The 13,482-nt window shown below is 67.7% G+C and carries 11 protein-coding genes; 6 read left to right on the top strand and 5 right to left on the bottom strand.

The annotated features are described in order from the left end of the window. The 5 genes from P2L57_RS31635 to P2L57_RS31615 form a co-directional block, all read right to left on the bottom strand. A partial coding sequence (locus P2L57_RS31635) for a type I polyketide synthase (protein ID WP_275820374.1) occupies positions 1-3,292 on the bottom strand: 3,292 nt, incomplete at its 3' end. A gap of 647 nt (positions 3,293-3,939) precedes the next feature. Then, positions 3,940-4,194, bottom strand: a complete 255-nt coding sequence (locus P2L57_RS40940; RefSeq protein WP_372516007.1) for a transposase — start codon at positions 4,192-4,194, stop codon at positions 3,940-3,942. A 56-nt stretch (positions 4,195-4,250) separates the two neighbouring features. Then, a complete protein-coding gene (locus P2L57_RS31625) occupies positions 4,251-5,783 on the bottom strand; it encodes a flavin-containing monooxygenase (RefSeq protein WP_275820372.1) in 1,533 nt (510 codons plus the stop codon). Between the two features lie 234 nt (positions 5,784-6,017). Next, a complete protein-coding gene (locus tag P2L57_RS31620; RefSeq protein WP_275820370.1) occupies positions 6,018-7,211 on the bottom strand; it encodes a cytochrome P450 in 1,194 nt (397 codons plus the stop codon). Positions 7,212-7,322: 111 nt separating this feature from the next. Beyond that, on the bottom strand, positions 7,323-8,333 hold the full coding sequence (locus P2L57_RS31615) for a choice-of-anchor I domain-containing protein (RefSeq protein ID WP_275820368.1): 1,011 nt from the start codon (positions 8,331-8,333) through the stop codon (positions 7,323-7,325). Positions 8,334-8,738: 405 nt separating this feature from the next. Here P2L57_RS31615 and P2L57_RS31610 point away from each other — a divergent pair, with 405 nt between their 5' ends. From P2L57_RS31610 to P2L57_RS31585, 6 genes are all read left to right on the top strand, one after another. Next, positions 8,739-9,656, top strand: a complete 918-nt coding sequence (locus P2L57_RS31610) for an ACP S-malonyltransferase (protein ID WP_275820366.1) — start codon at positions 8,739-8,741, stop codon at positions 9,654-9,656. 31 nt (positions 9,657-9,687) lie between these two features. Then, entirely contained in the window at positions 9,688-10,752 is a 1,065-nt protein-coding gene (locus P2L57_RS31605) for an acyl-CoA synthetase family protein (protein ID WP_275820364.1), read from the top strand. Between the two features lie 97 nt (positions 10,753-10,849). Then, positions 10,850-11,041: a hypothetical protein gene (locus tag P2L57_RS31600; protein WP_275820388.1), complete on the top strand. Its 192-nt coding sequence runs from the start codon at positions 10,850-10,852 to the stop codon at positions 11,039-11,041. A 153-nt stretch (positions 11,042-11,194) separates the two neighbouring features. Beyond that, entirely contained in the window at positions 11,195-12,157 is a 963-nt protein-coding gene (locus P2L57_RS31595; protein ID WP_275820362.1) for an NAD(P)H-quinone oxidoreductase, read from the top strand. 28 nt (positions 12,158-12,185) lie between these two features. Then, positions 12,186-12,572: an ISAzo13-like element transposase-related protein gene (locus P2L57_RS40935; protein ID WP_372516008.1), complete on the top strand. Its 387-nt coding sequence runs from the start codon at positions 12,186-12,188 to the stop codon at positions 12,570-12,572. Next, positions 12,572-13,480: an alpha/beta hydrolase gene (locus P2L57_RS31585; RefSeq protein ID WP_275820360.1), complete on the top strand. Its 909-nt coding sequence runs from the start codon at positions 12,572-12,574 to the stop codon at positions 13,478-13,480. The genes P2L57_RS40935 and P2L57_RS31585 overlap by 1 nt, the downstream gene beginning before the upstream one ends. The last annotated feature ends 2 nt before the right edge of the window (positions 13,481-13,482 follow it).

Raw genomic sequence — 13,482 nt, 5'->3', positions numbered from 1 at the left:
CGTGTTCCAACGCCTCCCACGAACCCTCCAACAACAACCGCTGCTGCGGATCCGTCGCCAACGCCTCCCGAGGAGACATCCCGAAGAAACCCGCATCGAAATCCATCACACCCTCGACGAACCCACCGGCCAGCCGACCGGCCGTGTCGGGCCCGTACAAGTGCTCCAGATCCCAGTCCCGGTCTGTCGGGAAGCCGGAGATCACGTCGCGTTCCCCGATGACGAGGTCCCACAGCTGGTCGGGATCGGCAACACCACCCGGGAAGCGGCATGCCATCCCGACGATGACGATCGGGTCGTCGGCGAGCGGTGTTGCAGGCCGGATAGCCGTGTCGTCGGCTGACTCCGTGCCACCGAGCCGACCGGCGAGGACGGCCGCGAGGCGGGCGGGGGTCGGATAGTCGAACACCATGCTGCTGGGTATGGCCAGCCCAGTGACACTCTGCAGCCGATTGCGCAGTTCGACGGCGGTCTGCGAGTCGAAGCCAGCCGACCGGAACGGCACCGTGGGATCAACATCGTCGCCACTGCGATGACCCAGCAGCGCGGCGGCATGGTCGCGGACCGCCGCGAGCAGGCAGCTGTCGCGCTCCCGGGCGGACAGCGGCGCCAGCCTGCGGGTGAACGCGTCGGCCTGGTTCGCCGGCACCGCGACCGGTTCGGCCTCGGGAAGCTGCGCGGGGCCCCGGCCGAGTCCGATGACGGAGTGCCGGTCGCGCTGGAACGCGTACGTGGGCAGCTTGACCCGGCGCGGCTGCCGGCCCTCGAAGAGCGACGTCCACGACACCGGTACGCCGTGCACATGGACCTGCGCCACCGAGGTCAGGAACTGTCCGAGACCGCCATTGTCTCGCCGCAGGCTGCCAGTGACGATGACGTCACGGTCGTCCAGGGTGTCCTGGACCGGCACGGTGAGCACCGGATGCGGGCTTACCTCCACCAGCGCCGACATCCCGTCCGCGGCGAGCGCGCGGGTCGCGGTCTCGAACCGCACGGTCTGCCGGAGGTTGCGGTACCAGTACTGCGCACCGAGTTCCGCGGTGTCCACCAGGGCGCCGGTCACCGACGAGTACATCGGCACCGCACCCGCGCGCGGCTGCAGCGGGGCCAGGTCGGCGAGCAGCCGACTCTCGATCTCCGCAACGACCGCGGAATGTGATGCATAGTCCACTGGAACGGTACGCACTCGGATCTCGGCTTCGGTGCAGTACGCCGACAGCTCGCCGATCGCCTCGGACTCGCCGGACACCACCACCGAGCCCGGACCGTTCACCGTCGCGATCGACAGCCGGCCCGCCCAGCGGGCGATCAGATCTTCCGCCTCCCCAGCCGGGAGCGAGACCGCGACCATCCCGCCGCGGCCGGCCAGCACCTCGGCGATCGCCCGGCTGCGCAGCGCCACCACCCGGGCCCCGTCGGCCAGCGACAACCCATCAGCCACACACGCCGCCGCGATCTCACCCTGCGAATGCCCCACGACAGCCGCGGGTTCCACCCCCACCCATCGCCACAGCCGGGCGAGGGAGACCATCACGGCCCACAACGCCGGTTGCACGACGTCGACGCGATCGAGGGCGGCCTCGTCGTCGAGGACTTCCGGTAACGACCAGTCGACGAACGGGCGCAGCGCCTGCGCGCACTCCGCCATCGCTTCACGGAAGACCGGGGAGGACTCCAGCAGCTCGGTTGCCATGCCCGTCCACTGCGCGCCCTGGCCGGGGAAGACGAAGGCCACCCGGCGGTCCGGCCGCGCGTGGCCCTGGACGAGGCCAGCGGTCGGCTCGCCCGCGGCGAGGCCCGCGAGCCCGGCCGTCAGCTCGTCCTTCCCGCCGCAGAGCACGACGGCCCGGTGCTCGAAGACGGACCGAGAGCCGATCAGTGACCACGCGACATCCACGGTGTCCAGCGCCAGGTCGGCGGTCACCCGGTCCAGCAGCCGCTCCGCCTGACCGCGCAGGGCGGCCGCGGACTTGGCCGAGAGAACGAACGCGAGCTCGCTGGGTTCCGCACTGGGGGCGGGCGGCTTGGCGGCCGGTGGCGGCGAGCTGAGCACGACGTGACAGTTCGTCCCGCCCATGCCGAAGGACGAGACACCGGCCAGCAGAGTGCCAGCGGGCTCCGGCCACGAAACCGGCTCGGCGACGACCTGGAGGTTCCATTCGTCGGCGCGGATGGCGGGATTCAGCCGGTTGAAGTTCAGGCTCGCCGGAATCTCCCGGTGCTTGAGCATCAGGGCGACCTTCAGCAGGCCGGTGATCCCGGCGGCGCCTTCGAGATGGCCCACGTTCGTCTTCACGGAGCCGACGAGCAACGGGCGGTCCCGGTCCGGGCTGGTGCCGATGGCGTGGCCGAGAGCTTCCGCTTCGACCGGGTCGCCGACTTTGGTGCCGGTCCCGTGCAGCTCGACGTACTGCACGTCCCCCGGGGAGACGCCGGCTCGGGTGTACGCCCGGGTCAGTACCTCCCGCTGTCCCGCCACGGCCGGGACCACGAGGCCGTCCCCGGCACCGTCGTTGTTGACGGCGCTGCCCCGGATGACGCAGTAGACGTCATCGCCGTCGGCGAGCGCGTCCGCGAGCAGCTTGAGCACGACGAGACCACCGCCCTCGCCACGGACGTAGCCGTTCGCCCGGTCGTCGAAGGTGAAGCACTGCCCATCCGGGGACAGTCCGCCGAATCTGGCTTCCAGCAGCGCCGACTGCTCGGTCAGGTTGAGGTTGACCCCCCCGGCCAGGGCCAGCCGTGACTCGCCGGTGCGTAAGCTCTCGCAGGCCATGTGCACCGCGACGAGCGACGAGGACTGCCCGGTGTCGACCGTTATGCTCGGCCCCTGCAGACCCGTGAAATACGAGATCCGGTTGGCGATGACGGCTCGCTGCGTGCCCGCCATGGTGTGGTGGTTGATGGCTTCCGGTGTACGCCGGAAGGTCAGGTTGGCGTGATCGCTCGCCATCGCCCCGACGTAAACCCCCACTGGTTGGCCGCGCAGCGACTCCGGCACGACGCCGGCGTCCTCGAGGGCCTCCCAGCTGAGCTCGAGCGCCAGGCGCTGCTGCGGGTCCATCTCGGCGCTCTCACGCGGCGACACGCCGAAGAAGGCGGCGTCGAAGGCGTCCGGTGCCTCGATGAACCCGCCCCGGCCGACCAGCGCCCGAAGGGCGTCGTCGTGGCCGTCGTTGCCGGGCCGGTCCGGCCAGCGGTCGTCGGGGACGTCGCCGATGGCATTCGTGCCGGTGCACAGCAGCTGCCAGAAATCAGCGGGACTCGGTGCCTGCGGGAGACGGCACGCCATTCCGATCACGGCGACGTCGGAGCCGGAAGTTTCGTGGTTCGTCGATTCGGCGTGACCTTCGGCTCTCAACTCTCGCCCCCACCTAGGTCGTACCTGCCCCGGCGTCTGGTGCTCCGGCCGGACGCTATTGCGGCGGAAGAGGGCTTCTCCCCCCTATTGGCCCCCTGGAGATTTTCTCGCAACCCCTAACCTCGATCTGTCGTGACGGTCCGTCGGCTCGATTCGGCGGACCGTTTCGTCTTGTCAGGCATCCCATGACGTTGGGTGCCAGGCTGTGACGAGGTTGGCGTGGTGGGCCCAGGCGGTGGTCTCGTCGTCAGGGGTGCGGGGCTTCAGGCACCCGTGGAGGATGCCGACGAGGCTGCCGTCATCCACGAGCGCTGGCCACGGAGTACGGGTTCGCCGGCATCTACCGGCGGACCAAGCTCTACGTCCAACAGGCCCGGCCAAGGATCGCCGGGAACTCGGCGTCGCGCCAAAGGAGTTGGCGGGCATGCACCGCCGGTTCGAGGTGATCCCCGGTGCCCAGGCCCAAGTGGACTGGGGGTCGCGTCCGCGAAGCAGAGGAAAATGGCTCGACGCGGAAGTTCCGTGGGGTTCATGTCAGGCGGCTACCTGAAGTGCCGCCGCGATCTCAACGGATGTCTTCAACAGCGGTGTTGGCGGCTCCAGCAGGGCTCGGTGGAGGCCTTGGAAGGTGCGCAGGGCGGTGGGGGGCATGGTGGAGCCGCGCCAGCCGCGTGAGGCCCGGTCCAGGGCCCCCAGACCGGGGAGACGCAGGAGGTCTCGCTGGGGAAGCGGCCGATGGCCTTGACGCGGCGGCGGGTCTCGCCGAAGGTGCGCTCGATGAAGTTGGAGTGCCGGATCCGCTTGTGGTGCTCGGCGGGAATCCGTAGGTGCACCGTGAGCGAGACGGTGGTTTCGACCCCCGCACCGAATCAACAGTTCCGGCTGAATATCAGGGACTCCGTTCCGGCATCGTCTCTGCCGACGAGTTGTCGGGGCGCCGGGGGCCAGCCACTGACGCGAGGGGCGCCGGAGTGAAGAGAACGCCGTCGTCGACCGGCCCGCGACGAAATAGCCGCACGTCCCGCAGGTAGCTCTGTTCTGTGCGCCACGGCGCGCGAAGTCCCCGCTTCGGCATCGCGTCTGCGCCCCGCAGGACGTAGCCGGACTGCAGGTCGATGATCGGCAGTACGGGTTCCTCAGCGGGTGGGGACAGCGGCTGGACCACAGCGTGTCCACGAGCCGCCATGTAGTTCAGGAGTCGGCACACGTACTGGGCGACGAGATCGGCCTTGAGGGTCCATGAGGAGTTGGTATAGCCGAGCGTCCAGGCGAAGTTCGGCACATCGCAGAGCATCATGGTCTTGTAGGCGACCGTCGAGCCGGGATCGACAGGTCGGCCGGCCACGGTGAGGCGTATGCCGCCGAAGGCGAGCATGTTCAGCCCGGTCGCCGTGACGACCACGTCCGCCGGGAGTTCCTCGCCCGACCGCAGCTGGATCCCAGTCGGGGTGAAGGCATCGATGTGATCTGTCACTACCGAGGCTCGGCCGGCGCTGATGGCCCGGAACAGGTCCCCGTCGGGGACGACACACAGCCGCTGATCCCAGGGATCGTATCGCGGTACGAAGTGGGTCTCGACGTCGTAGCCGGCCGGGAGTTGCTTGGCGACGCCCTTACGCAGCAACGACTTCGCGAGGTCCGGGCGCTTCCGGCTGAGCCGGTAGAAGCCGAGCGCCAGCAACGCGTTCTTCCACCGTACGGCGGCGAGCGCGGTGCGCTTGGGCAACACCCGGCGCAGCGCGCCGGCGATGGTGTCCCGGGTCGGCAGCGACATGACATAGGTGGGCGAGCGCTGCAGCATCGTCACGTGTGCGGCCTGCTCGGCCATCGCGGGCACGAGCGTGACAGCCGTGGCGCCGCTGCCGATGACGACGACACGCCGGCCGGTGAAGTCGAGGTCCTCGGGCCAATGCTGGGGGTGCACGATCACGCCCTCGAACCGCTCGGCATCCGGGAACCGCGGGCGGTAGCCCGCGTCGTAGCGGTAGTAACCGGCGCACACGTAGAGGAAGGAGCATGTCATCGTCGCCGCTTCGGCAGCGCCGGTGTCCTCGCCACGCTCCGCGTGAACGGTCCAACGGGCCTGTTCCCCGTCCCAGTCGGCGCTCACCACGCGGTGCCGGAGGCGGATCGTTTCCAGCAGACCGTACTCCTGGGCTGTCTGCTGGATATAGGCCAGGATGCTCGGGCCGTCGGCGATCGACTTCGGCTCTGTCCACGGGCGAATCCGATACCCCAGCGTGTGCATGTCCGAGTCGGATCGCACGCCCGGATAGCGGAACAGATCCCACGTTCCGCCGACCGCGTCTCGGGCCTCCAGGATCGCCACAGTGCGCTCCGGGCATCCGCGGCGCAGGTGACACGCGGCCCCGATGCCGGACAGGCCAGCCCCAACGATGAGGACATCGACGTGCTCAACCACGGGAGTTCCCCTTCACCTCGTCCGACCGCCAGACCGATAGGTCCACGGCTCCTTTGCCACGCGACTGCCATGCGACGCATGTTCCCCACCGTCGGTCAGGCGCTGCAGCGGGTCACGACGTTGCTCCGGCGTGTACAGGGAGGAGCCCGCTGTGCGCGGGCGGGTCGTCGAAGTGATCGTGCGGTCCGGCACACCCGGGGACTCGGCGCCCGCGGCCCTCCGTGTCGGGCGGCGTCACCATCCGACCGGCATGGTCCTGGGCCCACGGACCAGCATCTCGCTTTTCCACGTGATGTCGCCCGCCACCCTGAGGTTCGGCAACATGCTCAGGAGTGCACGAAGGGCCTCCTGTAGCTCCAGCCGGGCGAGTGGCGCGCCGAGACAGTGGTGGATGCCGTAGCCGAAGCCGATGTGCTGGTTGTTTGTTCGATCGAGCCTGATTTCTTCGGGGTCCTCGAACCGGAGCGCGTCGCGATTGGCCGCGCCGAGCGCGACGAGGACCGGCTCGCCCGCTCGCACGAGCGTGCCGCCGACGTCGATGTCCTCCTTGGCGTAACGCGGAGCGGCGGACCCGCTGCCGAGCGGCACGAAGCGGAAAAGCTCTTCGACGGCCGCTGGGATCAGTTCGGGGTCGTCGCGCAGCCGCGCCCAGTGCTCCGGCTGTTCGAGCAGAGCGAAGACGAAGCTGGGGATCTGGGAGGCAGTGGTTTCGTGCCCGGCGATCAGGAGGCCGACGCAGTGGTCGAGCAGCTCCATTTCGGTGAGCTTGTCTTCCACGTCGCGGGCTTCGATCATCGCTGAGATGAGATCGTCGGCCGGTGCCGCGCGGCGGGCCGCGATGATCTCCCGTATGTAGTCGACCAACTCACCGCGCTTGGCCCGTCCTTCCTCGGCGGTGAGCGAACTGGTCGACAATATGGCGTCGGTCCAGCCCCGGAACCGGGGCCGGTCCTCCACCGGGACGCCGAGCAATTCGCAGATGACGACAACGGGGATCGGCAACGCGAAATCCTCGACCAGGTCCGCCGGCGGCCCCGCGGCCACCATGTCGTCGATGAGTTGGTGGGCAAGGTCGCGGACCTTCGGCCGCAGTTCCTCGACTCGGCGTATGGTGAACGCCTTGCTTATCAGCCTGCGCAACCTGGTGTGATCGGGCGCGTCCATGTTGAACATTGCCTTTGGCTGCGCGTTGAACTTCCTCGCCCGTGGCGGGTCGTGTTCTTCGGCCAGAGCTCGGCTGAAGCGCGGGTCCCCGAGGACCAGCCGGGCGTCGGCGTAGCGCGTCGCCAGCCAGGCCGGCTCGCCGTAGGGAAGGCGTACGCGGATCAGGCCGTCGGCCTCCCGTGCGTCGGAATATGCCTTACTCAGCGCAAGGCCCTCGTCGGAGCCGAACGGGTAGGCGACGGGCTCGGGACACGTCGTGTTCAATGATCGCTCCTATGCGGAGGAAAGGTAATTCGGGGTATTCGCTTGCCGATGAACCGGGCGAAGGAGGAGGGCCAGGGCAGCGCACTCATGGGAGAAGTGCTTCCGATCCGGTCAGACTCCCCCGAGGTCGACGACGGACACCGTGTTTGCGCCGTAGTTCGCGATGTAGGCCCAACGCCCTTGCGGGGAGACGGTGATGCCGGCGGGCGTGCGCTCGACGGCAACCGTGGTGATGACCGACCTTGTCGCGGTGTCGATCACGGTCATGGTGTTTCCGGGAGCACTGGTGCCGCCCATGTTGACGATGTAGGCCCGGGATCCGTCGGGAGCGATCGCCACCCCGCCGGGACCGACGCCGACCTTGATGACGGACACCACGGACTGCGTACGGGTGTCAATCACTGAAATGGTGTCCCCGGGGTCGCTGAACGAACCGTGGTCGGCGACGAACGCGTAGGCTCCGTCCGGGGTGATTGCGACTGCCCCCGGAGACGCGCCCACGGTGACGGTCGCGGTCACAGTATTCGTCGCGATGTCGATGACCGAGACGGTGCCGTCTGTGTCGGATTCCGCGCCGTAATTCACAACGTAGGCGTGTCCACCGTCGCCGTCGATTGCCACCGCACCGGGGGCCCTGCCCACGATGACGGTGCCGACCACCGAGTCGGTGGCGGTGTCGATGACCGACATGGTGTTGCCCGGGTTGGCCTCGGAGCCGAGTTCCGACACGTAGACCCGCCGGCCGTCCGGCGTGACCGCTACCCCGTCCGGGGCGTTGCCGACCTCGATGGTGGCGGCGACCGTGTTCGTGGCGGTGTCGATGGCCGAAACCGTGTGACCCGGCTGCCGCGCGGACCCGTAGTTGACGACATAGACACGTGAGCCGTCGGGTACGACTGCCAGTCCCGAAGGACCGACGCCTACCACCACGGTGTCGATGACCTTGGCGGTGGCGGTGTCGATGACCGACACCGTGTCGCCGGGGGTACGGGTCGCCCACCTGCCGTAGTTCGCCACGTACGCCCGAGTGCCGTCCGGAGTGAGGGCAACCGCGGCGGGGCCTTCACCCACGGGGACGGTGGCGTAGACATGCGGTACGTCGATCTGTTCGGTCTCGGTCACGGATACGCCCCTCATGACGACGGCTGACTACGCCTTCACCAAGTGACGGTGAGGTTGCCGAACTCTTTCGTGGATTCAAAGGAGCTGCTTACCTCAAACGGGCAGGCGGGCGGCGTACTGCCGTAGTGCCCGTTGATCTTCACCGTCATGACGAATTCCTTACGTCGAACCGGTATCGATGCTCGAATACCTTAGCGACAGCTCTTGAACAGAAGGCGTTTCTATCGACGTTAGGGGCTTCATTAGGGGGCTTCTGGGCAGTCTAGGGGATTGCTAGGGGGGCATTATCACCATTCCCTTACGCCTTAGGGGATTACTAGGGGGGTGTTGTCGCCTTTTCCTTCAGTAGGTTCGTGACTCGAGAAGGCATCGCTGAGATTGGGAGTAACCGTGAAGATCGCATACTTGGTCGACGGTGGCCTGAGCGATGTACCCGGCGCCGGCGTGGAGCTCTACGAGCAGTACCCGCAGATCAAGGAGATCTACGCGAAGGCCGCCGAGTGGACCGGGCTCACCGTGGACCGCCTGCTGCGCTGGGAGTTGCCGAGGCAACAGGAATACCAGCGGGTCGGCCTGATCCGGCAGGCAGCGATCATCCTCGGCGTCGCCGATCTGCTCGCCGAGCGCGGCGCACCCCCGGACGTCATCGCCGGGATGAGCCTGGGCTCTTTGGTGGGTGCGTGCCTCGCGGGGGCCGTGGATCGTCGCGATCTGTTCGCCTTCCTGCGGCGCAAGGTCGACGTGCCCCCGCCGACCGGGCCCGCTCAGGGATGCGCCGGCATCCTGGTGCCCGCGGACATCGACGATGCCGAGTACCTCGACAAGCTCGTGGACGGTGTCTACGTCGCGGGTGAACTCGGGCTGCGCAGGGGCGGCACGGTCCGGGGATTCATGGTGGCCGGATATCGCGAGGCCCTCCTCCAAGTCAAGGACAAGCTGCCGGAGGGGGCGATGCACCTGATCCCGGACGTCAATATAGCCGTGCACTCGCCGCTGTGCACCGACCAGAACGAATACCTTGAACCGGTCGTCTCGGCCATGAATTTCCGGGACCCGGTGGTGCCGCTGTGCTCGTGCAAGGAGCGCGGGATGCTCACGTCCGCGAAGGACGTACAGGAATGGTACCTCGGCAATCAAGTCGATAAGGTAAGCCACCCGGACATGTTCTACAACGTGATCCAGAAGGAACCGCAAATCGCGTTTCTGCTGGGCCCGGCCAAGTTGGACATCTACCTCGATTCACTGCCGTGCCCCGTCATTCAGGTCGAGGATCCCGAACAGCTTTCCGACGCCATGACCGCGATTTACGAACTGCGCATCTAATATCTTCCTCCATCGGAAAGGGGTGCCAGGTATGGAGGACTCATTGGCTCTGGTCGACAAATTCTTGCAGACGGACCTCGACGAGTGGACACGCCAGGTGGTCCGGCGGCACTTCGACCCCGACACCGGAAGCCCCTACTGGCTCAAGCGCGTGCCCGATCTGGGTTTCGATCCACGCGAGATCACCCGGTACGAGGAACTGGGCTCCTTCGGCCCGTTCCCGTTGGCCACGCTGCGCGAGCTCGACCCGGCCGACCTGATTCCGCAGGATGTGCCGCGGCCGATCGACGGCCGCGTGTTCGATTCGGGCGGTACGACCGGGGACCCGTGCCGGGTGCTGTACACGCCCCGGATCCTCGAGCATCGGCTCGCGTGGCGGCATTGGTCGTTCGCCAACGAGGGATTCCGCACCGGCGGGAACTGGATCCAGGGCACTCCCACAGGCCCCCACGTGATCGGCCTCGGGATCCCGGAACTCTCCTCCTACGGCGGACGGATGTACATCGTCGACATTGACCCTCGATGGGTCAAGCGGCTGATTCGCGCCGGCAAACTCGCCGAGGCAGACGAATACACCGACCATGTCATCGAGCAGATCGTCGTCATCCTGCGCAGCCAGCGCATCGACTATCTGAACACGACGTCGGCACTGCTCAGCGCACTCATCCGCCGCGCGCCAGAACTCGCCGCAGAGCTGCAGGGAGTGCGGATCAGCGGCACCCATGTCACCCCGACCATGTTCCGGTCCTTCAAAGAGGTCCTCGGCGACGGCATAGTGGGACGCAGCTACGGCAATACGTTCGGCACTTCGGCGGGAATTCCGGAGGAGAGCAACGGCGATATCCTGCCGTACCTGCCTAACTACCCGAACGTCACGGCTGCCGTGGTCGACAAGGAAGACTGGACCCGCGCGGTCGGTTTCGGCGAGCTCGGCCAGGTCAAGCTGACCGTGTTGCACCCTGATCTGTTCCTCCCCAACATCCTTGAGCGCGATCAGGCCCTCCGGTACGACACCGGCGACACCTATCCCTGCGACGGGGTTGCCAACGTCATGCCCCTGCAAGTGACCAGAAAAGCGCCGGAAGGCATCTACTGACAGCTGCCCTGCACCCACACGCGACGCCACGGGCCTCTCGCAAAACAACCGTTGAATGTCCCAATTACCCGGCCATGCTTCTGGTATGGCCGCGGTCATGGAGATCTATGAGCGGGTGTTGGCGGCGAAGTTCGAGACGATCTTGCCGCACTTGGACGAGCGGCAGCGTCGTCTGTTGCTCGCTGCCGAGGCCAGGTTCCGCTGCCTCTTACCAGCCACGAAACCCCATACGAGTGACACGGAGGGTGGAAACTACACGATCATCCCAGCCACCAACACGCCCAACTGAACGTGTTGTTCGTTTCCAGGCCCTATCCGCTGCCCATGGAGTGGGTGGTGCTGCCAGGAAAATCATCGGTCAGCCGTGTGCGGACCTCGCACGCACGGATTCGAAGGAGGGAAGGGAAGCGGCCCCGCAAGGGCACCGCGGCCCCGAATACCCATGCACGCAATCGTGGTCGAGGACAAGCAGCTGGTCCTGCGCGAGGTGCCCGATCCCACGCCTGGTCCGGGTGAGGTGGTCGTCGACGTGGCCGCGGCCGGGGTCAACCGGGCCGACGTGTCCCAGCGGCAAGGCTTGTACCGGCCGCCGCCGGGCGCCGCGGAGTATCCGGGGCTCGAGTGCGCCGGTGTGATCAGCGCGCTCGGGCCCGGCGTGACCGGGCGGCAGGTGGGCGAACAGGTCGCCTGCCTGCTCGCCGGCGGCGGTTACGCCGAACGGGTTGCGGTGCCGGTGGGGCAGCTGTTGCCGGTGCCCACCGGCCTGTCCCTGCAGGAAGCGGCCGCGCTGCCCGAGGTCGCCTGCACGGTCTGGTCGAACGTGGTCGACCACGATTGCCTGCGCAAGGGTGAGACGCTGCTGGTGCACGGCGGCGGCAGCGGCATCGGCACATTTGCTGTCCAGTTGGGCAAGGCACTCGGCGCCACCGTGGTGGTGACGGCCCGCGCTACGAAGCACGATCGGCTGCGTGCCCTCGGCGCCGACCTGGTGATCGACTACACCACCGACGACTTCGTCTTGGCCACGAGGGACTTCACGGCCGGCGCCGGCGTCGACGTGATCCTCGACATCATCGGCGCGAAGTATCTGGCCGACAACATCGAGGCCCTCGCGCCGAACGGCCGGATCAGCGTGATCGGCCTGCAGGGCGGTCGCAAAGCCGAGCTCGACCTGGCCCTACTGTTGAATCGGCGCGGCTCGGTCTCGGCGACGTCGCTGCGTGCCCGCCCGCGGGCCGAAAAGGCCCGGATCGTCGCGGCCGTTCAGCGAGAGGTGTGGCCGCTGGTCGAGGCTGGTGCGGTCAAGCCGGTCGTCCACACCGCCCTGCCATTGGCCGATGCCCCCGAGGCCCACCTCCTGATGGAGTCCAGCGACCACTTCGGCAAGATCCTCCTGCTGCCGTAACGGCCGCAGACCCGGCCCGGGTAAGGCAATTTTCCGGTACGCCAGCCACGAAGTTGCCGTCAGCCTCATCGCCGGGACCACGACCCGCACCGGTCCGACCGTGCGCGCCGAACGCGACACCGGCAGCTACCCGCGAGGCATCAAGACCTCCAACCGTGAGATGAAGGCACTGATCGCCCAGCAGCTCACTCCACACGAGTGGCACGGAGAGTGGAACTACACGATCACCCAGCCAACAACACGTCCAACTGAGCGTGTTGTTCGTTTCCAGGCCGTATCTGCGCGACGCGCGGCTGCTGCGCCGTGGGCCGGTCGGCGACGCCGTACGTTCGCTCCCGCACCCCATCCGCCGGCGCCACCCGCCCGGCGCTCGCCCGCACCGTCGGCAAAGACGATGCCGGAATGGAGTTCCTGATGCCACTCGACCCCTCGGTCAAGGCCGTCCTCGACATCCTTGACGCCGCCGGCCACAAGCAGCTGCATGAGCTGCCGATGCCCGTCGCGCGGGCCGCCTACGACCAACTCGCCGGGTTCGGCGGCGAGCCAGCCACGGTCGGCCGGACACAGCATACGTGCGCAGACGGCGTCCCGGTCCGACTGTACTGGCCGGACAGCCCCAGCCCGCACCCGGTTCTGCTCTTCGTCCACGGCGGTGGATGGGTGCTCGGCAGCCTTGACGGCTACGACGGTGTCGCCCGGGATCTCAGCGTGCACGCCGATTGTCTGGTGGTCAGCGTCGGATATCGACTCGCCCCCGACAACCGCTTCCCCGCCGCGGTCGAAGACGTCGTCACCGTGGCCAAGTGGGTGATGAGGACGGTCGAGTCGTTCGACGGCGACATCGGCCGTCTGGCTGTGGCCGGCGACTCGGCGGGCGGCAATCTCAGCGCGGTCCTGGTCAACGAGCTGCCCGGCAGGTTCCGCGCGCAAGCGCTGCTCTATCCGGTGACGGACCAGACCAGGCAGCACCCGTCGGTTCGAGAGAACGGCGAGGGCTACATGCTGACCGAAGGCACGTTGCGCTGGTTCAGCGAGAACTACCTGGGCGACCAAGACCCGCGCAACCCTTTGGCGTCGCCGCTGTATGCCGCGGACGAGGTGCTCGCGGCCGCCCCGCCGACGCTGGTCGTCACCGGCGAGTTCGATCCGCTGCGGGACGAGGGTGAGGCGTATGTGGCGCGGCTGCGGGCGCTCGGCGTCCGGGTCGAGCACCGGCGCTACGACGGCATGATCCATGCTTTCTTCTCGATGCGGGGGATGGTCCCGGCCGCTGGCGAGGCACTGCGGCAGGTGACCGATTTCCTCCGGGACGCCTGGGTGTAGGC

The organism is Streptantibioticus ferralitis (assembly GCF_029223525.1).
Lineage (GTDB): Bacteria > Actinomycetota > Actinomycetes > Streptomycetales > Streptomycetaceae > Streptantibioticus_A > Streptantibioticus_A ferralitis.
The sequence above is the reverse complement of the archived record's forward strand: the minus strand, read 5'-3'. Positions and strand labels throughout refer to the sequence as shown.

What these genes read in the sequence shown, in the direction of transcription:
- P2L57_RS31600 (WP_275820388.1), top strand. Translation starts at nt 10,850, where the DNA reads ATGGAGATCTATGAGCGGGTGTTGGCGGCGAAGTTCGAGACGATCTTG.
- P2L57_RS31585 (WP_275820360.1), top strand. Translation starts at nt 12,572, where the DNA reads ATGCCACTCGACCCCTCGGTCAAGGCCGTCCTCGACATCCTTGACGCC.
- P2L57_RS31605 (WP_275820364.1), top strand. Translation starts at nt 9,688, where the DNA reads ATGGAGGACTCATTGGCTCTGGTCGACAAATTCTTGCAGACGGACCTC.
- P2L57_RS31595 (WP_275820362.1), top strand. Translation starts at nt 11,195, where the DNA reads ATGCACGCAATCGTGGTCGAGGACAAGCAGCTGGTCCTGCGCGAGGTG.